The sequence below is a fragment of the Methylocystis sp. B8 genome (assembly GCF_005771425.1).
Taxonomy (GTDB): domain Bacteria; phylum Pseudomonadota; class Alphaproteobacteria; order Rhizobiales; family Beijerinckiaceae; genus Methylocystis.
The window spans coordinates 16,339-38,128 of sequence record NZ_VBTZ01000007.1 but is presented as its reverse complement, the minus strand read 5'-3'; the positions used below and the strand labels follow the sequence as shown (position 1 = coordinate 38,128).

23 protein-coding genes are annotated in these 21,790 nt (G+C 62.8%); 14 read left to right on the top strand and 9 right to left on the bottom strand.

The features are described from left to right. Nucleotides 1-67: 67 nt before the first annotated feature. The 4 genes from FEV16_RS12205 to FEV16_RS12190 all read right to left on the bottom strand — a co-directional run bounded on the left by FEV16_RS12205 (nucleotide 68) and on the right by FEV16_RS12190 (nucleotide 2,248). A complete protein-coding gene (locus FEV16_RS12205) occupies nucleotides 68-556 on the bottom strand; it encodes a GNAT family N-acetyltransferase (RefSeq protein ID WP_138167912.1) in 489 nt (162 codons plus the stop codon). 9 nt (nucleotides 557-565) lie between these two features. Beyond that, nucleotides 566-1,306: a tRNA (adenosine(37)-N6)-threonylcarbamoyltransferase complex dimerization subunit type 1 TsaB gene (gene tsaB, locus FEV16_RS12200; RefSeq protein WP_138167911.1), complete on the bottom strand. Its 741-nt coding sequence runs from the start codon at nucleotides 1,304-1,306 to the stop codon at nucleotides 566-568. Between the two features lie 62 nt (nucleotides 1,307-1,368). Continuing rightward, the gene (locus tag FEV16_RS12195; RefSeq protein ID WP_138167910.1) at nucleotides 1,369-1,926 is read right to left on the bottom strand and encodes a NifU family protein; all 558 of its coding nucleotides are present in this window, start codon (nucleotides 1,924-1,926) and stop codon (nucleotides 1,369-1,371) included. Nucleotides 1,927-2,008: 82 nt separating this feature from the next. Beyond that, nucleotides 2,009-2,248 (bottom strand): hypothetical protein, encoded by a 240-nt coding sequence (locus tag FEV16_RS12190; RefSeq protein ID WP_138167909.1) that lies wholly within the window; start codon nucleotides 2,246-2,248, stop codon nucleotides 2,009-2,011. Between the two features lie 65 nt (nucleotides 2,249-2,313). Between FEV16_RS12190 and FEV16_RS12185 the strand changes: the two genes are divergently transcribed. Then, nucleotides 2,314-2,709 (top strand): nuclear transport factor 2 family protein, encoded by a 396-nt coding sequence (locus tag FEV16_RS12185; RefSeq protein WP_138167908.1) that lies wholly within the window; start codon nucleotides 2,314-2,316, stop codon nucleotides 2,707-2,709. Nucleotides 2,710-2,735: 26 nt separating this feature from the next. Here FEV16_RS12185 and FEV16_RS12180 read toward each other — a convergent pair whose 3' ends face one another. Next, nucleotides 2,736-3,566 carry an RNA methyltransferase gene (locus tag FEV16_RS12180; protein ID WP_138167907.1) on the bottom strand — a complete coding sequence of 277 codons (831 nt, stop codon included), beginning with the start codon at nucleotides 3,564-3,566 and terminating at the stop codon, nucleotides 2,736-2,738. A 148-nt stretch (nucleotides 3,567-3,714) separates the two neighbouring features. On the opposite strand from FEV16_RS12180, the gene FEV16_RS12175 reads away from it, so the two are divergent. The 5 genes from FEV16_RS12175 to FEV16_RS12160 all read left to right on the top strand — a co-directional run bounded on the left by FEV16_RS12175 (nucleotide 3,715) and on the right by FEV16_RS12160 (nucleotide 9,129). Continuing rightward, complete coding sequence (locus FEV16_RS12175; protein ID WP_138167906.1) at nucleotides 3,715-4,926, top strand: NADP-dependent isocitrate dehydrogenase; 1,212 nt, start codon at nucleotides 3,715-3,717, stop codon at nucleotides 4,924-4,926. An 81-nt stretch (nucleotides 4,927-5,007) separates the two neighbouring features. Then, nucleotides 5,008-5,424 (top strand): RNA polymerase-binding protein DksA, encoded by a 417-nt coding sequence (dksA, locus tag FEV16_RS12170; RefSeq protein ID WP_138167905.1) that lies wholly within the window; start codon nucleotides 5,008-5,010, stop codon nucleotides 5,422-5,424. A 171-nt stretch (nucleotides 5,425-5,595) separates the two neighbouring features. Then, nucleotides 5,596-6,045: a hypothetical protein gene (locus FEV16_RS17525; protein WP_348639987.1), complete on the top strand. Its 450-nt coding sequence runs from the start codon at nucleotides 5,596-5,598 to the stop codon at nucleotides 6,043-6,045. 92 nt (nucleotides 6,046-6,137) lie between these two features. Next, nucleotides 6,138-6,446: a hypothetical protein gene (locus tag FEV16_RS17285; RefSeq protein ID WP_246657318.1), complete on the top strand. Its 309-nt coding sequence runs from the start codon at nucleotides 6,138-6,140 to the stop codon at nucleotides 6,444-6,446. Between the two features lie 163 nt (nucleotides 6,447-6,609). Then, nucleotides 6,610-9,129, top strand: a complete 2,520-nt coding sequence (locus FEV16_RS12160) for a response regulator (RefSeq protein ID WP_138167903.1) — start codon at nucleotides 6,610-6,612, stop codon at nucleotides 9,127-9,129. A gap of 17 nt (nucleotides 9,130-9,146) precedes the next feature. On the opposite strand, the gene FEV16_RS12155 is transcribed toward FEV16_RS12160, so the two are convergent. Next, nucleotides 9,147-10,199, bottom strand: coding sequence for a DUF2865 domain-containing protein (locus tag FEV16_RS12155; RefSeq protein ID WP_246657305.1), 1,053 nt, complete (start codon nucleotides 10,197-10,199; stop codon nucleotides 9,147-9,149). Nucleotides 10,200-10,289: 90 nt separating this feature from the next. Beyond that, nucleotides 10,290-10,589 (bottom strand): hypothetical protein, encoded by a 300-nt coding sequence (locus FEV16_RS12150; RefSeq protein ID WP_138167901.1) that lies wholly within the window; start codon nucleotides 10,587-10,589, stop codon nucleotides 10,290-10,292. A gap of 87 nt (nucleotides 10,590-10,676) precedes the next feature. Between FEV16_RS12150 and FEV16_RS12145 the strand changes: the two genes are divergently transcribed. Beyond that, nucleotides 10,677-11,201 carry a CreA family protein gene (locus FEV16_RS12145; protein ID WP_138167900.1) on the top strand — a complete coding sequence of 175 codons (525 nt, stop codon included), beginning with the start codon at nucleotides 10,677-10,679 and terminating at the stop codon, nucleotides 11,199-11,201. On the opposite strand, the gene FEV16_RS12140 is transcribed toward FEV16_RS12145, so the two are convergent. After that, the gene (locus FEV16_RS12140) at nucleotides 11,202-11,534 is read right to left on the bottom strand and encodes a hypothetical protein (RefSeq protein WP_138167899.1); all 333 of its coding nucleotides are present in this window, start codon (nucleotides 11,532-11,534) and stop codon (nucleotides 11,202-11,204) included. Nucleotides 11,535-11,794: 260 nt separating this feature from the next. Between FEV16_RS12140 and cysS the strand changes: the two genes are divergently transcribed. From cysS to cimA, 5 genes are all read left to right on the top strand, one after another. Further along, nucleotides 11,795-13,267, top strand: coding sequence for a cysteine--tRNA ligase (cysS, locus tag FEV16_RS12135; protein WP_138167898.1), 1,473 nt, complete (start codon nucleotides 11,795-11,797; stop codon nucleotides 13,265-13,267). Between the two features lie 208 nt (nucleotides 13,268-13,475). After that, on the top strand, nucleotides 13,476-13,829 hold the full coding sequence (locus FEV16_RS12130) for a DUF559 domain-containing protein (protein ID WP_138167897.1): 354 nt from the start codon (nucleotides 13,476-13,478) through the stop codon (nucleotides 13,827-13,829). Nucleotides 13,830-14,047: 218 nt separating this feature from the next. Next, a complete protein-coding gene (locus tag FEV16_RS17465) occupies nucleotides 14,048-14,182 on the top strand; it encodes a hypothetical protein (RefSeq protein WP_281404855.1) in 135 nt (44 codons plus the stop codon). Then, the gene (locus FEV16_RS12125; protein WP_138168047.1) at nucleotides 14,182-14,691 is read left to right on the top strand and encodes a GNAT family N-acetyltransferase; all 510 of its coding nucleotides are present in this window, start codon (nucleotides 14,182-14,184) and stop codon (nucleotides 14,689-14,691) included. The genes FEV16_RS17465 and FEV16_RS12125 overlap by 1 nt, the downstream gene beginning before the upstream one ends. Then, entirely contained in the window at nucleotides 14,691-16,316 is a 1,626-nt protein-coding gene (gene cimA / locus FEV16_RS12120) for a citramalate synthase (protein ID WP_138167896.1), read from the top strand. The genes FEV16_RS12125 and cimA overlap by 1 nt, the downstream gene beginning before the upstream one ends. On the opposite strand, the gene FEV16_RS12115 is transcribed toward cimA, so the two are convergent. Beyond that, entirely contained in the window at nucleotides 16,313-16,909 is a 597-nt protein-coding gene (locus FEV16_RS12115; RefSeq protein ID WP_138167895.1) for a TIGR00730 family Rossman fold protein, read from the bottom strand. The genes cimA and FEV16_RS12115 overlap by 4 nt on opposite strands. 103 nt (nucleotides 16,910-17,012) lie before the next feature. Here FEV16_RS12115 and FEV16_RS12110 point away from each other — a divergent pair, with 103 nt between their 5' ends. After that, nucleotides 17,013-18,932 carry an ABC transporter ATP-binding protein/permease gene (locus tag FEV16_RS12110; protein WP_138167894.1) on the top strand — a complete coding sequence of 640 codons (1,920 nt, stop codon included), beginning with the start codon at nucleotides 17,013-17,015 and terminating at the stop codon, nucleotides 18,930-18,932. A 200-nt stretch (nucleotides 18,933-19,132) separates the two neighbouring features. Then, the gene (uvrB, locus tag FEV16_RS12105; RefSeq protein ID WP_138167893.1) at nucleotides 19,133-21,691 is read left to right on the top strand and encodes an excinuclease ABC subunit UvrB; all 2,559 of its coding nucleotides are present in this window, start codon (nucleotides 19,133-19,135) and stop codon (nucleotides 21,689-21,691) included. Nucleotides 21,692-21,790: the final 99 nt, after the last annotated feature.

Genomic DNA, 21,790 nt, shown 5'->3' with positions numbered 1-21,790 from the left:
ATCGCGCCAGGCGGCATTCTACGAGTTGCCAGCGGCCAATCTCCGCCTCAAACAAGGTAATCGGCGCTCAGATCTCCAGGCGCAGATTGATCGCGGCGCGGCGTTCGCCATTGGCGCGCTGGTAGTAGTTCTCGCGTCTTCCGATCTCCTTGAAGTCTTCCCGGCCATAGAGCTTCAGCGCGGCCTCGTTGTCGTCAGCGACCTCGAGAAAGACGAGTCTGGCGCCGCCGCGTTCGAGATTCTCCAGGTGTTTTTCTAGAATGCGTCGTCCCAACCCAGCGCCGCGGCGCGACGGGTCGACGGCGAAAGTGAGGATTTCAGCGTCGGGCGGCGTCAATCTGGACAATATGAAGCCCCCGAGCTCGGCTTTGCGATTCTCGGCGACCGCGCCGTCGGCGACGATATGCGCATCGGCCAGATAGTTCTCGAAGTCGATTTTCGACCAGCCGAAGGCGAAAGAAGCGCCGTGTAGGCGTTCACAATCCTCGGCGCGCTCAGCGCCGATAGGTTCGATGATGAATGTCGGCTTGGCGAAAAAGGACGAAAGCAGCGTCATGGCCCAAGTTCACGCCTGCGCTGTGGCGGCAGTATGAGGGCCCGCCGCGTCGTGCTCGGTGCCAGCGTTTTTCGGCGCTTCCGGCCGACTGCCCGGCGCGGTGACGTCTGGCTCTTTAAGATAAAGCGGGCGCGCGGGCGCAGTTTCGGGCTGCGCGGCGAGTCCCAACCGGGCGACGACGGCGATATCGGGCGCGGATTGTTCGCTTGCGATCTTGACCGGAACGCCGCGGGCCCGCGCCTCCCTGGCGAGGAGCGGCGCGCCGGACCCGGTGAGAAGCAGCGGGCCGGTCCCGAGAGCGCGCAGCGCTTCATGCGCGCTCACCCGGCGCGGGGTCAGCACCGGTCGTCCATCCGGACCGAAAGCGGCGATGTAGACCTTGCCGTGGCGTGCGTCGATCGCCGCCGCGACGACGCCGTCGAAAGGATCGAGGATCAGCGGCGCCGCAAGCGCGGCGAGCGTCGAGACCCCGACGATTTCGGCCTTGCAGGCGAGGGAAATGGCCTGGCCGGCGGCGAGGCCGATGCGAATGCCGGTGAACGAACCGGGTCCCACTGTCACGGCGATGCGATCGACCGAAGCGAAGCCGCCCTCGACCTTGCTCATGATGCGTTTGAGCAACGGCAGAAGCGCCTCGGCGTGGCCGCGGTCCATCTCCATAGTGTCAGCGGCGATCGGCTCCGCCGCATCATGATCCAGCACGCAGGCCGAGACGGCTGGAAGAGCGGTGTCAATCGCAAGGATTCGCATGATTCCCGGATTATGACCGTTTTCGGAGCGCGATCAACGTAGCTCCGAACGCGCCAAGCCCTTTAGGCCGGCTCGACCGCCTTCACCTGCGGCAGGAAATGCTTGAGCAGGTTCTCGATGCCATGTCGCAACGTGGCCGTGGACGACGGACATCCGGAGCAGGCGCCTTTCATTGTGAGATAGACGACGCCATCCTTAAAGCCGCGAAAAACGATGTCGCCGCCGTCGCCGGCGACCGCCGGACGCACCCGCGTTTCGAGCAGCTCCTTGATCGTGGCGACCGTCTCCGCGTCGCCGGAGTCGTAAAATTCGCCACCGGACTGCGCCGGCGCCGCGCCTTCGATTAAGAGCGGCGCGCCAGAGGCGAAATGCTCCATGATCGTGCCGAGGATAGCCGGCTTCAGATGCGGCCACTCTGCGCTATCCTTCGTCACCGAGACGAAATCTGCGCCATACATCACCGCTTCGACGCCATCGATCGAGAGCAGCGCCTGCGCCAGCGGCGCATTGGCGGCGTCATCGAGCGAACGAAATTCCATTGCGCCCTGGCCGAGCACGTCCTGGCCCGGAAGGAACTTAAGCGTTGAGGGATTAGGGGTAGCTTCGGTCTGGATGAACATCGGGAGACTCCTGCGTCCGGTTCAAGGCCGGCGGGAAGAGTGCGGATACCACAAATCGAGCGCTTTGTGACATCGTCGAGAACTACTTAAGCGCTTCGCCGCAGTCTTGCGAGACTCTTTGACGCCAGCGCTTGAGGACGACAACAGACCAGACAGCCTCGACGAGGCCGAACGGCCAGGCGCCTTGAAGGAACCCGTAGATCGACCCCAAAGCGCAGGCGACGGCGAAACACAGAACGAACCAATGGCTGCGGTCCTCCAGTGCATAGGCAAGCAGCATTGCGCTCACCGCGAAAAGCCCGAACCACGTCAGCCCATCCATCGACGAATTCCTTCGGGCACGGTCTTGCATTTGCCATGCCCGAGCGAATCCAGCAGTGTCAATCGATGGACGAAGCTGCGCTCATCGACGCCAACGACGCCTATTACCGCGCCTTCGCCGCGCGCGACCTTGGCGCGATGAGCGACCTTTGGGGTGAGGAAGGCGTCTCCTGCGTGCATCCCGGCTGGCCGGCGCTTGTCGGGCGCTCGTCGGTTCTCGCTTCCTACCGCGACATTTTCCGCAATCCGACGCAGGAGGCGGTGACGGCGCGCGACCCGCAGACGCTCATCGAAGGCGCCGAGGGCCGCGTCTTTTGCGTCGAGGAGGTCGGCGGCGGTCTACTGCTCGCGACGAATTGGTTTCGCTGGAGCGGTGAGCGTTGGCGGCTCGTGCATCATCAGGCCAGTCCGCTCGCCCCGCCGCCGTCGGCAAGACGGGAAGGCAAACAGTCGTTTCATTGAGTCGACGCCCGTGAGGGTAAACCGGCCTACGTGTCAGCGCCTTCGGCCTGCTTCTTTCTGCTCGCCTTCTTGGGCTCCCTGCGCGGACCCTCCACCAGACGCACGACTATGCCCCAGAGCGTGCGCACGTCCTGCTCGGTGAGCCCCATGCGGTGAAACATGTTGCGCAGATTGCGCGACATCACTGGCTTTTTCGTCAGCGGGCGGAAGAAGCCGCGCTTATCAAGCTCGCCTTCGAGAAAGTCGAAGAAGGCGAGCGTCATCTCCCGCGTCGCCGGCGGCGAGCGTTCTTCGACATCAAATGGAATGGCGTCGCCATGCGCGGCGCGAAACCATTCATAGCCCGTGAGCAGCACCGCTTGCGCGAGGTTGAGCGAGGCATAAGCGGGGTTGACTGGGAATGTAAGGATCGCGTCGGCGAGCGCGACATCGTCATTGTCGAGGCCGGTGCGCTCGGGGCCAAACAGCACGCCATGCTTTTCGCCCGCCGCCATCCGCGCCGAGGTTGCGGACATCGCCTGCGCCGGCGTCATCACCGGCTTCATCTGGCCGCGTCCGCGCGCCGTCGCGGCGTAGACGAAGGAAAGGTCCTCGATCGCTTCACGCACGCTCTCGTAGAGCCTGGCGCCTTCGAGCAAATGCACGGCGCCGGCGGCTGCCGCATAGGCGCCCTTGCGATAGGCGCCGGTGCGCGGCCAGCCTTCGCGCGGCGAGACGAGACGCAGATCGGAGAGGCCGAAGTTCGCCATGGCGCGCGCGCACATGCCGATGTTGACCGCAAGCTGCGGACGCACGAGCACGATCGCCGGCCCGCCTGAAAAAGCCGTCTTGCTGCGATCCGTTCCCGCCCCGACCAATTCGCCTCCTCGCGTCAAAGCGGCGGCAAATTAGGGCGGAAAGCGCGCCTGGGGAAGGGCGCTTCCGTACGAAGCGGAAGGCGCCTCGTTTGCTACCCAAAACCTTTAGCCAAGGCTATAAGGCGCGCGGCAAGGGAGGAGCGGGTGCATGCGGAAGATCAAGGTTGCAAACCCTGTCGTCGAGCTCGACGGCGACGAAATGACCCGCATCATCTGGGCCGCCATCAAAGAGAAACTCGTTCGGCCCTATCTCGACATCGATCTCATCTATTACGATCTCTCGATTAAAAACCGCGACGCCACCAACGATCAGGTCACGATCGACGCGGCCTACGCCATCAAAGAACATGGCGTTGGAGTCAAATGCGCGACAATCACGCCCGATGAAGCGCGGGTGAAGGAATTCCATCTCAAGGAGATGTGGAAATCGCCGAACGGCACGATCCGCAACATCCTCGGCGGCGTCATCTTCCGCGAGCCGATCATCTGCCGGAACGTGCCGCGTTTGGTGCCCGGATGGACGCAGCCGATCATCATCGGGCGTCACGCTTTTGGCGACCAATATAAGGCGACCGACTTCAAAGTGCCGGGCAAGGGCCGTCTGACGATCAAATTTGAAGGCGTCGACGGCGACGTCATCGAAAAGGAAGTCTTCAGCTTTCCCGGCTCCGGCGTTGCGCTCGCGATGTATAATCTCGACGAATCGATCAGCGAGTTTGCGCGCGCGACGTTCAACTATGGGCTCACCCGCAAATATCCAGTCTATCTTTCGACCAAGAACACCATCCTCAAAGCCTATGACGGCCGATTCAAGGATCTGTTCCAGGAGATTTACGACGCCGAGTTCAAGTCGAAATTCGAGGCGCTCGGCCTCACTTACGAGCATCGTCTGATCGACGACATGGTCGCCTCGGCGCTCAAATGGTCCGGCGGCTACATTTGGGCTTGCAAGAATTACGATGGCGACGTGCAGTCCGACACCGTCGCGCAGGGCTTCGGATCCCTCGGCCTCATGACGAGCGTACTGATGACGCCAGACGGCAAGATCGTCGAGGCCGAAGCGGCCCATGGCACGGTGACGCGCCACTACCGCGAATATCAGAAGGGCCATGAGACCTCGACTAACTCGATCGCGTCGATTTTCGCCTGGACGCGCGCGCTCGCCCATCGCGGCAAGCTCGATGGGAATGACGATCTGACCCGGTTTGCGCGCACGCTTGAGGAAGTGTGCGTGGCGACCGTCGAGTCGGGCTTCATGACCAAGGATCTGGCCTTGCTTGTCGGCTGCAATCAGAAATGGCTCTCGACGACAGGCTTCCTGGACAAGATCGACGAAAATTTGCGTAGAGCTATGGAGTGAGCGCGGCGCGAGGAATGATTGTAAGTGGCGCCGGTCGCGTCTATATAGGCGTCGCCTATGGGCTAATTAAGGATTCGCGAGATGGCGGTGGATCTGGAAGAGACTTATAAGCCTTCCGAAGACGAACCCTTTATGTGCGATCGGCAGCGAGAATATTTCCGGCGCAAACTGCTGGCTTGGAAGGAAGACATTCTGCACGAAAGTCGCGAAACGCTCGCCGCTTTGCAGAATGAAAATGAAAATCATCCCGACCTTGCAGACCGCGCGTCGTCCGAAACCGATCGCGCGATAGAGCTTCGGGCGCGCGACAGGCAACGCAAGCTCATTGCCAAGATCGACGCGGCGCTGACGCGCCTCGAAGACGGCAGTTACGGCTATTGCGAGGAGACGGGCGAGCCGATCTCTCTAAAACGCCTAGACGCGCGTCCGATCGCGACTTTGTCGATCGAGGCGCAGGAGCGTCACGAACGGCGCGAAAAAGTCTATCGGGACGACTAAGTTCAGAGAACGCGCTTCCGGCAAAAGAGCTAAGGGCGTCGCTCGTCGCGACGCCATATAACTTATTGCTTTTCGTCCGGGCGGCCGAGCAGGCGGGCCATCTCGGCTTCAAGCGAGTCCAGCGGATCCGCTTCAGCGGGAGCCGGCGGTGGCGGGGGCGCGGCTCCGGGCTTGGGCGGAGGCGGCGACGCGGGCGGCGGCGCAGCAGGTCTTGTCGCAGCAGGCGGCGCAGCTGGCGGCGGCCCTGCGGGCTTGGCGGCGGGCGCCGGCGGCGGAGCCCCTGTTGGAGAGGTTGGCGGAGCCGGCGTAGCGGACTCCGGCGGCGATGTCTGTTCCTTTGGACGTGGCGCAAATCGCTGCTGGGCGCGCGCAAGGAACGGCGGTGTCGGCGAGCGTGGCGGCGCGGGTCGCGGCGGCGGGGGCGCGGCCGGGCTGGAAATTCTTGGGCCTCCGGGCGCTGCCGTCGGCGGCGGCGCAACGGGGGCCTTCGCGGGCGCCGGCGCGAAAAGGTCCGGCGGCAGATTGAGTGGGCCTGCCGCGGCGGGTCTCGGCAGCGGCGTTTCGGGCTCTTTTGGCGGAGCGGAAGGGCCGGCCGGCCAGTTTGAGGCAGCTCCCGGCTGAGCGGGGCGCGGCTCCGGCGCGCGGCTTAAAGCGGGTTCGATCCGGATGCTCGGCTCAATGAGGATGTCATTAGGCCCGCCGATCAGCAGCAGATGTTCGGCGTTGTCGCGCCGCACGATGACAAGCTGGCGCTCGCGGTCGAGATCAAAAACATCTACGACATCCAGGCGTTTAGCGCGGCTGCGGCCTCCCGGCGAACGAATTCGGCGTCCGAAGAGCAGACGGAAAATATACAGCACGAGCACCGCAGCGACGAGGAACGCGACGAGCGCTCCGAGCGCTGGCAGCAGTTGAGTGAATTTATCGGGCATAAACGACTGTTCTCTCGTTCGGACGCGGGTGACCTTGCCAAATTAACAGCTTTCCTGGCAAGCGCCGAAAAAAGGTTAATGAATGGTTAATGTTTGACGAATCAGCGCCCTGCTTCGACTTCCGGGTTTGCTATTATTCGTCTCCGCGGCCACACTTTTGAGTGATTCTGTGAGCGTCGGTTCGGTAAAGATCAACGCGCCGGCCTCCGCATGGCCGCCGCGATCGGCGATATATCGCGCGGGTGGTTAAGAAATGACCGACAGGACGGAATCGTCCGCCTTAGAGCGCAGCGAGCGGCCCACGAATGTGGGATTGGCGGTCGCGCTCGTCATCACGCTGATCGGCGCGGCCGCCGCCTATTTTTGGACCCCTTCGGACCTTGCGCCGCGTGTCGCCATTCTCGCGCTGGCGATTGTCGGCGTCGCCGGAATCTTTGTTCTTCTCGCGTATACGCTGGGGCTGATCCATTTCTCCGGCCGCACCGCGGGCAATGACTTGGTAAAGCTTATCGCCGATACGTTCGGCGAGGGGCTGCTCGTCACGAGGGGAGACGCGCGCATCGTCTACGCCAATGAAGCCTACAGGGCGATGTGCGGCGCGAAGGAGGCTTCCGGCGTTCAGCCAGTCGAGCGGCTGTTCTCCGGCCCGCCCGAAGTCTCTGAGGCGATCTACAGGCTTGCGCAGGCGGCGCGCGCCGGCGTCTCGCATAGCGAGGATTTGCGGCTTTCCCCCCCGCTCTCGGGACAGGCGGCGGTTGGTTGGTACCGGATCCGCGTGCGGCCGCTGGCGGCGGCTTCAGGCCGGTTCTGCCTTTGGGCGGTGGCCGACGTCACCGCCGATCGACAACGGCAGGAGAACGTCTTCCAGGAGCTTCAGCACGCGATCGACTTTCTCGATCACGCCCCCGCCGGCTTTTTCTCCGCGAGTCCGGAAGGGGCCGTCTCTTATATGAACAAAACGCTCGCCGGCTGGCTGGGCTACGACCTGACCCATGTCGGTTCCGGCGGCGCGACGCTCTCCTCCATCTTCGCCAATAATGGCGCGGCGCTTCTCGCAGCGATGTCCGGCGCGCCAGGCGATGTGCGCACAGAGCAGATCGACCTCGACATGCGCTGCCGAAGCGGCAAGTCGCTTCCCGTCAGGCTGCTGCATCAGGTGGCTTTTGGCCAGGACGGCGAAGCCGGCCCCTCTCGGACTCTGGTGCTCAATCGCGCGTCCGGCGAACAACCGGAAGAGGATTTGCGCGCCGCTGAAGTGCGTTTCGCGCGCTTCTTCAACTCGACTCCGATGGCGATGGCGACGCTCGACGGGGAAGGTCGCGTGCTGACGTCGAACGCAGCTTTCGCCAAATTGTTGCCGCAGGCGCTGAAGTCCGGGCAGGGCAAGGCTGCGGCGCCTTGGTCGGTGCTTGCGGGACTCGGCGAACGCGACGGCGCCGCCTTGCGGGCCGCAATCGAAGAGGCGATCGACGGCGAGGGAGAAATCCGCCCAGTAAATGTGGTCTTCGAGGAGGACGCCGCCGCGCCGCGTTCGGCGCGATTCTTTGTTTCGTCAACCGAGGACGCCGGCAAGAAGGGCGCGATGGTCTATGCGCTCGACACGACCGAGCAGCGCAAGCTGCAAGAAGAGTTCGCGCAATCGCAGAAGATGAATGCGGTGGGCCAGCTCGCTGGCGGCATCGCACATGACTTTAACAATATGCTGACGGCGATCATCGGCTATTCGGATTTGCTGCTCTCCAGTCACCGGCCGACCGATCCTGCCTTTCGCGACATCCGCCAGATCAAGGAAACAGCTAACCGCGCCGCGGGTCTGACTCGCCAATTGCTCGCCTTTTCTCGCCGGCAGACTCTGCGCCCGCAGGTTTTGCAGCTCGGCGATGCGCTCTCCGAAGTGCAAAATCTTCTGCGCCGCATCGTCGGCGAGAAGAACGAACTTGAACTGCGTCTCGGACGCGACCTGTGGTTCGTGAAGGCGGACATCACTCAGTTCGAGCAGGTGATCATCAATCTCGTCGTCAACGCGCGCGATGCTATGCAAGAATCTGGCGGGCGGGTGCAGATCCGCACGCGCAACGTCGCCGCCTCGGAGTGCGCATCTTTCGATGAGGCGGCGCTGCCGCCAGCGGATTATGTGCTTGTCGAAGTCGAGGACACTGGCGGCGGCATTCCCGCCGATGTGAAGGAGAAAATTTTCGAGCCCTTCTTTACGACGAAGGAGGTTGGGAAAGGCACGGGCCTCGGCCTGTCGACGGTCTTTGGCATCATCAAACAGTCGGGCGGCTTCATTTTGGTGGACAGCGAAGTCGGACGCGGCACGGCTTTCCGCATCCTCCTTCCGCGATACGTGCCGGAGGAGAAGGAGACGTCCAAAGAGTCCGAGTCGGTCAAAGGCGCTGCGGATTATACGGGGCAGGGCGTGGTTCTGCTGGTCGAAGATGAAGACGCCGTGCGCTCGATTGGCGCGCGCGCCCTGAGTTCGCGCGGATTCACGGTTCTTGAAGCGACGACGGGCATGGAGGCGCTCGAGGTCGTCGATCGGGTCGACGGCAAGATTGACCTCATCGTCTCCGACGTCGTGATGCCGGAGATGGACGGCCCCGCCATGTTTGCCGAACTGCGCAAGCGCGGCGTCAAGGCGAAGGTCATATTTGTTTCAGGCTATGCCGAAGAGGCCTTCGCCAAGAATCTTCCCGAAGGCGATTTCGGCTTCTTGGCCAAGCCCTTCTCGATCAAACAGCTGATCGAGACGGTGAAGGCGCATATGCCTTGATAAGGCGCCTGACGCGCCTATAGCGCCGGCGCGACGACCCGCACGCGGCGCTTGACGCCGTCCGGTCCGACCACCTCGCGATAGGTTTCCGGCGCGGCGGCCGCGCCTTCTTGCGCAGGCTGCGCCGCCGCGGGCTGCGCGGCTGCTGGTTCGGCGGCGATGGGCGCCGGCGCCGGGGCCGATCCTCTTCCTTTTCGCGGGCGTGCGACGCCGGGCGGAAGCGGCCGTGACAATTGCTCGGCCTGTTCGGCGGTGACGACCTGATCTTTGGCGTTGCGCTCGGCGATGAGGCGCTCCGCCTCGGCGAGCGCTTCGGACCAGGATTGGCCAGGCGGCTTGCAGCCGCAGGCCGGATCATAGGTCTTCTCGAATTTATACGCGTTGGGGTGGTCCGAATAAGCTTGCCCGTCTATCGACAGGGCGGAGCTCACGCCCTTCCATTGCGACGCCGTATAGAGCTTCACTTGGGCATTGGGGCAAAGCGCCCGGCACATCGCCGCGAGATCATCGAGATTGGAGCTGCGCGCCGAATAGCTGATGGGGAAAAAACCGCCGTCGCAATCGCGCACGCAGATCGCCATCGGTCCCCCGCGCGGCGTTTCGTCCAAAGGTTCGAGCGACTGATCGGGCTCCATGATCGCCGGGTTTTGGGGCCCAATGCCAAACAGCTCTTCGAAGAAGTTCCGCGGCCGCGCAAGGCGGGCCTGTGCGGCCTGAGGATTGCGGCATTCCGCGTCGTAGCGGGCGGCGAGGGCCTGGCGCTGGCCGCCGTCGTCCGCGACCGCATGGTCATAAGAGGCGATGGCGCCCGAGAGCTGATGGAGTTGCGCGTTGATCTGTCCACATTGGGGGGACTGAGGCGCGCCGAAGAACAGGAACTGGCCGCGGTCGCAGCCGAGCGCATGGCCTTTCGCGGCGACGCGGGCATATTCGCCGCGCTGTTTGGCCGCCGCCGTTTGAAATTGTCCGGCGCGACTGCTGGCGCCGGCGCGGGCGATCTGCGCCCGCAACTCCGTGCAGTAGGGGCTTTCGGCCGCGGCGGGCGAAACGACGAAGAGGCCGAACGCCATGCCGGCGGCGACCGTCAGTTTCCACCGCCTGGAGGCGCCTATCGTTGGAAGAAGGTCTATGGTCGCGGCCTCATTGGAGTTTTAGCTCTTTCACGGTTTCGAAAGAAGGCAGAAGAACTGCTTGTGCGGCCGCATGATTTTGACGCGCAGACTGGCGACGAATCGCGCCATTCTCGCCAATGCCGCCTGCGGATCAAACGCGCCCAGATTGTCCCGCGCATAATGTCGGCAACAAGGCGCCGGCGGCGCGCCGCCAGCGCCCTGGCGACTTGCGATTTTTTTGCTCAGCCCACGGTCGAAGCCCTTCACTTGCCGCACTACCTCGCCCATATCCGCGACGGCGTCGCTAGATCGCGGCCCGTGACAATAGTGGAACCCGGTTTTTCGCATAGAGCGCGCTCTAACTTTTGGATCGATCACGTTATCCGCCTTTGGGCGATTTCGCTCACAGGCGGCGTGATCTAGGAGGTTGCCGACATGAAGCGTTCCAAAGTGCTGGCTCTGATTTCGACGGTTTTCGCGCTCTCTTTCGGCGCCGCGCCCGCCTCTGCGCAGAACGGGCCGGATCTCATCTTCCGCAAATCTGTGGATTTCAAGCTTCTCACGCCGAATGACAAGCTCGCCACCTATGCGATCGACGACCCCATAATCGACGGCGTCGCCTGCTACTACACGGCGCATGAAAAGGGCGGCGTCGCTGGCATGTTCGGCGTCGCGGAGCAGACATCGGAGGTTTCGCTCGCCTGCCGGCAATTTGGCCCGATCAAATTCAAGGAGAAATTCAGCCAGGGGGACACGGCGTTCAGCGAGCGGCGCTCTTTGCTGTTCAAGCGGATGCATATCGTTCGCGGCTGCGACGCGAAACGCAATGTGCTGGTCTACATGGTCTACTCGGACAAGCTGGTGGAAGGCTCCCCGGAAAGCTCGACCTCGACCATCGCCATTCAGCCCTGGGGAGGCCAGAACGAAGTCCCGCAATGCGGAGAATTTCTGAACCGCTGACTACTCCATGCACGCCACGATCGCTGCGCCCGCTTCAAAGGAGGCGCGCGCGGCGCTCTTTTCGACTGAAGCCGTCATATCGTCGGCCCGACCGAAGGCCTTGGCGGCGCTATGGCCATGGGACTCACACCACGAATCCGCGACGACCTTGCCGCAATCGGAATGATGCGTGAGGCATTCCAGCAGGCCGTAACCCTCCTGATCCGAGATGACGTAAGTGGCGTTCGCGCCGGTTTCGGCGTATGCGCCGCAAGCGTAGCCGGCGCCAATCAGAACTCCAGCGAGCAGCCGCGCGAGCGCGCGACGCCCAATCGGCGCCTCATATTTCGACATTACGCGAACTCCAGTTACGAGCGATGACTCGCCGCAAGAGCTAGCGCATAGCGGTAAAACGCCCGTTAAACTGGCCGCGGCTCGAAGAGGGGACGCGCTTGACGCGGCGGCGGGCTTTGGCGCATGGTCGCCGCCATGACGCTTCGGCTCACCATTTGTCGCGAGATCATTATCAGCTAGCGATCACGCTGGCCGGAGCCGTCACGTCTATCCAAACGACATGAAGCGACGCCCCGGCCGGCGGCCTTGCGGGGAAATTCATGTCGACGCCTGCGCTGAAAATTTACAATACGCTGACGCGGACGAAGGAGGCGTTCCGTCCGATCGATCCCGCGAATGTGCGCATGTATGTGTGCGGGCCGACGGTTTACGACTACGCGCATATCGGCAACGCCAGGCCCCTCATTGTCTTCGACGTGCTGTTTCGTCTGCTGCGCCATCTCTATGGCGCCGAGCACGTGACGTACGTCCGCAACATCACTGACGTCGACGACAAGATCAACGCGCGCGCCGCCGAGCGCGGCATCTCCATTCGCGAACTCACCGAAGAAACCAACAAGGTCTTTCAGGAGGACGTGAAGGCGCTCGGCTGTCTTGAGCCGACCATGCAGCCGCGCGCAACGGAGCACATCGCGCAGATGATTGCGATCATCGAGCGGCTGATCGTGTCGGGGCATGCTTACACGGCCGACGGCCATGTGCTCTTCGACGTGCCGTCTATGCCGAGCTATGGGCGCCTGTCGCGGCGCTCGCTCGACGAAATGATCGCCGGCGCGCGCGTCGACGTCGCGCCCTATAAGCGCGGCGACATGGACTTCGTGCTGTGGAAGCCGTCAAAAGAGAACGAGCCCGGTTGGGAGAGCCCCTGGGGCAGGGGGCGCCCCGGCTGGCATATCGAATGTTCGGCGATGTCCTGGGCGCATTTGGGCGAAATCTTCGACATTCACGGCGGCGGCATCGACCTCGTCTTTCCGCATCACGAAAATGAGATCGCGCAGAGCTGCTGCGCCTTCGACCGCGAGGTGATGGCGAATTACTGGATGCATAATGGCTTCCTGCAGGTCGAGGGCGAGAAAATGTCCAAGAGCCTGGGGAATTTCGTGACGATCCACGAGCTGCTGCACACGGAGAAATTCGGCGGACGGAAGTGGCCCGGCGAAGTGCTGCGTCTTGCGATGCTGCGCACGCATTATCGCCAGCCGATCGATTGGACCGTGAAGGCGTTGGAGGAGGCTTTTTCGACATGCGTTGAGTGGTTCGTGAGCTCTTATGGAGCGCCGCTTGGCGCCGAAGTGCCCAATGAAGTTGTTGTTAGCCTCGAAGATGATCTCAATACGCATGCGGCATTCACGGTAATGCATGAATTGGCCCGGCGCTCGGGTCGAGGCGACGCACTTGCTGCTTCGCAATTACGCGCATCCTTAGATTTAATCGGGCTATCTCTGAATCCAGCCCATTTTGAAGGTTTCTTGATCCTGACGCGTGTTGTCACGCGAGTTGGCGGCGACGAATCGCCATCTGTTGCCGAAACGCTCAGGCGTCTCAGACGTGACTACCTCACCGCGATCGGGCAATCGGAGGCCGAGGTAGATTCTCTTATCGCGGCCCGCCTCACCGCCCGCGCTTCAAAAAACTGGGCCGAATCCGACCGCATTCGCGACGAACTCGCTGCAATGGGCATTGCGGTCAAGGACAATAAGGACGGCACGACGACCTGGGAGGTGAAGCGGTGACCTTCGCACTTGCCTTTCCCCCCACCCGTCGCGCTTCGCGCGCCACCCTCCCCGCAAGGGGGAGGGATGTGAACGGCGCGATTCGACGTAACGATCCATCGCTTATGCGAGGCGTCGTCTCTGAAATTTTGCGTTTCGCCGACGCAAGCTCATCCCTCCCCTTGACGGGGAGGGTGGTTCGCGAAGCGAACCGGGTGGGGTGACGGATATGGCAGACCCTCGCGCGCGCCAATTGCGTAAGACCATGACGCCACAGGAGGTGAAGCTCTGGTCGCAGTTGCGGAAACTGCGCGCGCAGGGCTTTCACTTTCGTCGTCAGGCGCCAATCGAAGGCTATGTGCTCGATTTCGTTTGCTACAAATATCGCCTGATTGTTGAAGCTGACGGTTCGCAACACGGAGAGGCGGAAGGCCTTCGCCGCGATGCCAAGCGAGACGCGATTTTTCATGCGAATGGGTTCCACGTGCTGCGATTCTGGAATCATGAGATAGACGCCGATTTGATTGGCGTGGTCGAAACCATCATCGCCCGGGCGAAGGAACACATGCGGGAGGCGTCATGAAGAGCGGGAGATCTTCCCCCACCCGTCGCGCTTCGCGCGCCACCCTCCCCGCAAGGGGGAGGGATGTGAACGGCGAGATTCGACGTAACGAGGAGTCGCTCATGCAATTCGCCGTCAATGAAATCTTGCGTTTCGCTGTTGCAGGCTCATCCCTCGTCTTGACGGGGAGGGCGGTTCGCGAAGCGAACCGGGTGGGGTGAACAGAAGGGAAATATCCGATGTCCAACAATGACTGGAAGAAGACGCTTCCCTTCAAGCGCCATTGGGCGGTCTATCTGCTATTCAAAGTGCTGGTGCTCGCGCTCGCCGCTTTCGTCGCCTGGCATTTGCTGCGCGCATTCGAGATCGTATGATGGCGCGATCGGCGACAGCTCCCAGCCTGCGGCCGTTTCTTCCCGCGGACGCGGCGACTCTTGCGGCGCTCCTTCGCGCGAGCGTCGAGGAGCTTGCCGCCGACGACTATGACGACGCGCAGCGTGAAGCCTGGACGTCCGAGGTCGACGACGAAGAGGCTTTCGGCGCGCGGCTCGCGGGCGAGCTGACCATCGTCGCGCTGGCGGAAGGCGAAATCGCCGGTTTCGCGTCGCTTCGCGACAATGCGGCCTTTGACATGCTCTATGTGCGGCACGATCTGGCGCGGCGCGGCATTGGCTCAGCGCTTGCCGACGCGATTGAGAAACTCGCCGCCGCGCGCGGAACGAAGACGCTGAACGTCGACGCGTCCGACTCGGCGCGCGATTTCTTCGCCGCACGCGGCTATACGGCGCAGAGACGCAACACGGTCGAAATCTCCGGCCAATGGCTCGGCACAACGACGATGACTAAAGAGCTGGCGGCGCCCGCCGCCAGGAGAGCGCATTGATGGCCGAAGAACGGGTTAAGGAACGGCTGACCCTATACGACACGACGCTGCGCGACGGCGCGCAGACGACGGGCGTCGATTTTTCGCTCGACGACAAGCGTCAGATCGTCGCCATGCTGGACGATCTCGGCATCGACTACATCGAGGGCGGCTATCCCGGCGCCAATCCGCTCGACACGGAGTTTTTTGCTGATCGTCCGAAACTGCGCGCGCGTTTCGCGGCCTTCGGCATGACGCGCCGGCAAGGCCGCTCGGTCGAGAATGACCCGGGGGTCGCGGCGCTGCTCGACAGCGCCGCCGATGTCGTCACATTCGTGGCCAAAAGCTGGGACTTTCAGGTTCGCGTCGCTTTACGCTCAACGGAAGAGGACAATCTCCAAAGCGTTACGCAATCCGTAAGAGCCGCCGTCGCGCGCGGCAAGGAAGTCGCCGTCGACTGCGAACATTTCTTCGACGGTTTCAAGGCCAACCGCGACTATGCGCTCGCCTGCGCGAAGGCGGCGCATGAGGCCGGCGCGCGCTGGATCGTCCTTTGCGACACCAATGGCGGCACGCTGCCGCATGACGTCGAAAACATTGTCGCAGAGGTCGTCAAGCATATTCCGGGAGAGCGCGTCGGCGTCCATTGCCATGACGACACGGGTCAGGCTGTCGCGAACTCGCTCGCCGCCGTGCGGGCCGGCGCGCGGCAGATTCAAGGGACCCTTAACGGTCTTGGCGAGCGCTGCGGCAACGCCAATCTCACGACGATCATCCCGACGTTGTTGCTGAAGACCGAATTCTCCGAACGCTTCGAGATCGGCGTAACTCGGGAAAAGTTGACGCATCTGACTCGCGTCAGCCACGCGCTCGATGAGCTTCTCAACCGCGCGCCGAACCGCCATGCGCCCTATGTCGGCGCCAGCGCCTTTGCGACCAAGGCCGGCATTCACGCCTCAGCCGTGCTGACTGATCCGCGCACCTATGAGCATGTGACGCCAGAGTCCGTCGGCAATATGCGGCGCGTGCTCGTGTCGGATCAGGCGGGGCGCTCGAATATTGTCTCGGAACTCGCCCGCCTAGGCGTTATCCTCGACAAGGACGATCCGCGGCTGACGCGTCTTCTCGACGAGGTGAAGGAGAAGGAAGCGCAGGGCTACGCCTATGAAGGCGCTGACGCCTCCTTCTTTCTTCTGGCGAAGCGGGTGCTCGGCGAGGCGCCGCATTTCTTCGACATTGAGCGCTACAGCGTCGCGGTCGATCGCCGTTTTGCGAAAAACGGCGGCTTCGAGGACCAGGGCGCAGAGGCGATCGTCAAGATCAATGTGCACGGGGAAAACCGCATTTCCGCCGCGGAAGGCAATGGTCCCGTCAATGCGCTCGATCTCGCGCTGCGCAAGGATCTCGGCGCCTATCAGCGCTTCATCGATGACGTTCGGCTTGTCGACTATCGCGTCCGCGTCTTTCAGGGCGGCACCGACGCCGTGACGCGGGTTCTTGTCGAATGCGCCGATGCACAAGGCGAGCGCTGGTCGACGGTCGGCGTCTCGGCCAATGTCATCGACGCGTCCTTCGAGGCGCTCGTCGATGCAATCAATTTCAAGCTGCTGATCTCCGGCGCACGGGCGGCGCCGGCGCATGGCTAAAGTCGCTCGGTAATCGCCGTCTCGCTGATGTCTGGGGCATGGCGGACCGCCGCAAAGATCATCGGCAGGATCTCCTCGACGCGTTCGGCGACAAGGTAGTGCACGTCATAACCTTCGCGGATGAATTCCTCATTGCGCATATGGGCGAAAAGCGACAGCAGCGGCCGCCAGAAGCCGGCGATATCGGCGATGACGAGAGGCTTGGTGTGTTGGCCAAGCTGAATCCAGGTCAGCTGCTCGGTTAATTCCTCCAAAGTGCCGACGCCGCCGGGCAGCGCGACAAAGGCGTCCGAACGCTCGAACATCACCCGTTTGCGCGTGTGCATATCATCGACGACAATGAGTTCCGTCGCGTCAGTGAAAGGGATTTCCCTCTCATCCAGGAATTCGGGAATCACACCTGTGACGACCCCGCCGGCGGCGATTGTGGCCTTCGCCAGCACGCCCATGAGACCGATCGCTCCGCCGCCATAGACCAGCCCGACGCCGGCGTGGGCAAGCTCCGCGCCCAACGCGCGCGCCGCCGCCGTGTGGCGCGGATCGGCGCCGATCGAGGAGCCGCAATAGACGCAGATATTTTTTATTTCTCGCATATCGGTTCTCGCCTTCGCCGCGTATCACGCGGGGTGCGCATTCCTTCTAAACGTCATATATGACGCAAAACGCCGAGATGCCGGCCCCTATATTTGGAGACATATGCTTAGACCTGATGAAGGCCAATCGAGCGATCCCCATGCGCTCGATCCCGACGACGCCGCGCCCGAGCCCGTTTCTGACCAGCGACTGTCAGAATCGTCGGTTTTCAAGACGATACGGCGCTTGTGGCCCTATATCTGGCCGCGCGGCCGCCGCGACCTCGAGCTGCGGGTCGCTGTGGTCTTCGCGCTGCTCGTCGTCAGCAAGCTGTTCAACGCCGCAACGCCATATGCCCTGAAATGGGCGACTGACGCGCTTGCCGAGGGCGGCCCCGGCGCGTGGGCGAAGGCGGGGACCGCCGCAGTCTATTTCACGCTGCTGATGGGCGCCATGCGCATCACCACCGTCGTGCTCATGCAGATGCGCGACGGCATTTTTGCGGCTGTAGCGATGCACGCAGTGCGCCGACTGGCGACCGATCTCTTCGTGCATATGCATGAGTTGTCGCTGCGCTTCCACATCGGCAGAAAGACTGGCGGGCTGACGCGCGTTCTCGAGCGCGGGCGCAATGGCATAGAGACTCTGTCACGTCTGATCATGTCGACCGGCGCGCCGACCGTGCTGGAGATGGCGCTGGTTCTTGGCATCTTCCTCTACCAGTTCGACTGGCGCTACGGGCTCGTGCTGCTCGCGACTCTTGCTGGATATTTTCTCTATACGACGCTCGCCACAAACTGGCGCATCGCCATTCGCCGCAAGATGAACGACAGCGACACCGACGCCAATCAGAAGGCGATCGACAGCCTGTTGAATTATGAGACCGTCAAATATTTCGGCGCGGAAAAGCGGGAGGCTCAGCGCTACGACAAATCCATGATCCTCTATGAGCAGGCGAGCACGCACTCCTATGTCTCGCTTGCCGTTCTCAACGCCGGCCAGACCGTGATCTACATCATAGGGCTCACTGCGATGATGGTGATGTGCGTCTATGGCATCGAAGCCGGCCGCAATACGGTGGGCGATTTCGTCCTGATCAATCTTATGATGGGGCAGCTGGCGCAGCCTCTGAATTTCATGGGCACTTTCTATCGAGAGGTGCGGCAGGCGATCATCGACATCGAAACGATGTTCTCGATCCTTGCGCAGAGCCCCGAGATTTTAGACAAGCCCGGCGCGCAGCCGCTCGTCGTGCGCGAAGGACGGATCGTCTTCGACAATGTCTCGTTCCACTATGAGCCGAACCGTCCGATCCTCAAGGGCGTGAGCTTCGAAGCTGAGCCCGGGCAAACCGTCGCGATTGTCGGACCGTCAGGGGCGGGGAAGTCGACGATCTCGCGCCTGATGTATCGCTTCTACGAGCCGCAAAGCGGACGCATCACGATCGACGGTCAGAATATCCTGGACGTCACGCAGGAAAGCCTGCGCGCGGCGATCGGCATGGTGCCGCAGGACACCGTGCTGTTCAACGACTCGATCGGTTACAACATTCGCTACGGAAGGTGGAATGCGAGTGACGATGAGGTGCGCGAAGCGGCGCGACTCGCGCAGATCGACCGCTTTATCGAGAGCGTGCCGGACGCCTATGGCGCGCAGGTCGGTGAGCGCGGCCTGAAGCTTTCGGGCGGCGAGAAGCAGCGCGTGGCGATCGCGCGCACGATTCTCAAAGGCCCGCCGATCCTCATCCTCGACGAGGCGACCTCGGCGCTCGACAGCTTCACCGAACATGAGATCCAGGATGCGCTAAGAAGAGTGGCGCGAGGCCGCACCACGCTCGTCATCGCGCATCGGCTGTCAACCATCGTCGACGCCGACGAAATCCTGTTTCTGGATCACGGCTGCATTATCGAGCGCGGCACGCACAAAGCGCTGCTGGCGCTTAACGGCCATTATGCCGGCATGTGGAACCGCCAGCGCGAAGCTGCGGAAGCGCGCGCGAAATTGCTGGAGGCCGAGCGCGAGGAGTTAGAGGAGGCGGAGTAGGGGGCTCGACTCGGCGCTTCATCGGGATTTCGCTAACGCCAATCGTTAGCGTCCCCTCTCCCATCCGAAGTCGGCTATTGCCGACTTCGGCGCAGATGCGCAAACCGGGAGCACCCGGTTTGCGAAGCGGGGGAGGGACAGGGAGGGGGTATAGAGCCTTCCGGCTTCCATCCCACATCCATCGGTCCCATATTGCGGCCATGGCCAAAACCCCCGGAAAAAAGCCCAGAGACCCGGCGCGGCCGACCCGCGCCAAGGCGTCGAAGCCGGAGGTCGCGCCGCTCGCGCCGCATCTCGTGCAGCTGCTCAATCCCGCGCTCGCGCCGGGGTTCGGAGAGGCGGCGCAGGCCGCCTACGACGCTTCTTCAGTCCATGGCCTCGACGAGGAGGAGATCGAGAAATACGGGCTCGGAGAAGGTTTCCACGCCGGCGGCGGCGTGCAGGCGACCTCCGACAGCCTCGCCGAACTGCTGCGACTCGGCGACCCCAATATCCGCGACAGAAAGCCTTGGACGCCGCATCGGCCGGAGCGGCCGCAGAAATCCGAAGGCGGCGTCAGGTTCGAGTTGGTCTCAGACTACACCCCGAAGGGCGATCAGCCTGCGGCGATCGAGGAGCTGGTGAAAGGCGTCGCCGCGCAAGAGCGCGATCAGGTGCTGCTCGGCGTCACCGGCTCGGGCAAGACCTTCACCATGGCGAGCGTCATCGAGCGCGTGCAACGGCCGGCGCTGATTCTTGCGCCGAACAAGACGCTCGCGGCGCAGCTCTATGGCGAGTTCAAGAGCTTCTTCCCGAGCAACGCCGTCGAATATTTCGTGTCGTACTACGACTATTACCAGCCCGAAGCCTATGTGCCGCGCTCGGACACTTATATCGAAAAAGAATCCTCGGTGAATGAGCAGATCGACCGCATGCGCCATGCGGCGACGCGCGCGCTGCTCGAGCGCGACGACGTCATCATCGTGGCGTCGGTCTCCTGCATTTACGGCATCGGCTCGGTCGAAACCTATACGGCGATGACCTTCTCGGTCACTCTCGGCGAGAAGCTGGAGCAGCGACAGCTCGTCACCGATCTCGTCGCGCTGCATTACCGCCGCACTGGCGCCGATTTCACCCGCGGCACCTTCCGCGTGCGCGGCGACACCGTCGACATCTTCCCGGCCCACTATGAGGACCGCGCCTGGCGCGTCAGCTTCTTCGGCGATGAAGTCGAGTCGATTTCCGAATTCGATCCTTTGACCGGCAAGAAGACGGTCGATCTCGAATTCGTGAAGGTCTATGCAAATTCGCATTATGTGACGCCGAGGCCGACGCTGTTGCAGTCGATCAAGGCGATCAAGGAGGAGTTGCGCGCGCGGCTCGAGGAATTGCATCGCTCCGGCCGACTGCTCGAGGCGCAGCGGCTGGAGCAGCGCACCCGCTTCGATCTCGAAATGATGGAGGCGACGGGCTCCTGCGCCGGCGTCGAGAATTATTCGCGCTATCTCACCGGGCGCAAGCCGGGCGAGCCGCCGCCGACGCTGTTCGAATATCTGCCCGATAACGCGCTGGTCTTCGCCGACGAGAGTCACGTCTCCATTCCGCAGATCGGCGGCATGTATAAGGGCGACTTCCGGCGCAAGGCGACGCTCGCCGAATATGGATTCCGTCTGCCGTCCTGCATGGACAATCGCCCGCTGCGCTTCGAGGAATGGGACGCGATGCGGCCGCAGACGGTGGCGGTTTCGGCGACTCCCGGTAATTGGGAGCTGAACCAGACAGGCGGCGTCTTCGTCGAACAGGTCATCCGCCCGACGGGACTGATCGATCCGATGGTCGAGGTGCGTCCGGCGCGCGCCCAGGTCGACGATCTTCTCGACGAAGCGCGGGCGACGTCGCAGATCGGCTATCGCACGCTCGTCACCGTGCTGACCAAGCGCATGGCCGAAGATCTGACCGAATATCTGCATGAGAATGGCGTGCGCGTGCGCTACATGCATTCCGACATCGATACGATCGAGCGCATCGAGATCATTCGCGATTTGCGACTCGGCGCCTTTGACGTCCTCGTCGGCATCAATCTGTTGCGCGAAGGCCTCGATATTCCCGAATGCGGCCTCGTCGCCATCCTCGACGCCGATAAGGAAGGCTTTCTGCGCTCGGAAACGTCTCTGGTGCAGACGATCGGCCGCGCCGCGCGCAATGTCGACGGCCGCGTCATCCTTTACGCCGATCAGATCACCGGCTCGATGAAGCGCGCGATGGACGAGACCAATCGCCGTCGCGCCAAGCAGGAGGCTTATAATCGCGAGAACAACATCACGCCCGCGTCGATCAAGCGTGGCATCGCCGACATTCTCGGCTCGGTCGCCGAGCAGGATCATGTGACGATCGACACGGGCTATGACATCGCGCCCGGCCATAATCTCGCGGCGACGATCGCCGATCTCGAAAAACGCATGAAGGAGGCCGCCGCCGATCTCGCCTTCGAGGAGGCGGCGCGGCTGCGCGACGAAATCCAGCGTCTGCAACGCGCGGAACTGCTCGGCGAGGCGAGCCCCATGCTGCGCATCCAGCTCTCGCGTCAGGCGCGAGGGGGGCGTGGAGGAGGGGACATTCCCGGCACGCGCGCGCGCAAGCCGACGGACGCCGACATGGGGCCGCATAATTTTGGCGGCGGCGAAGCGCGGCCCGTCGGGCGCGCGCCACCGCCGCGTCCAGTGGGGCGCTCGTCCGGCGGCAAGCCGGGCACGCGCACGGTGAAAGGCAAGCCGAAGTGAGAGGCGCTTCTCCTTTCTCCCGTGAACGGGAGAAGGGTTCGCGCTCAAACTCCCGGTTCACAAATCCTTCGTTCTCGATTAGGGTCCGCGCCGAGTCCG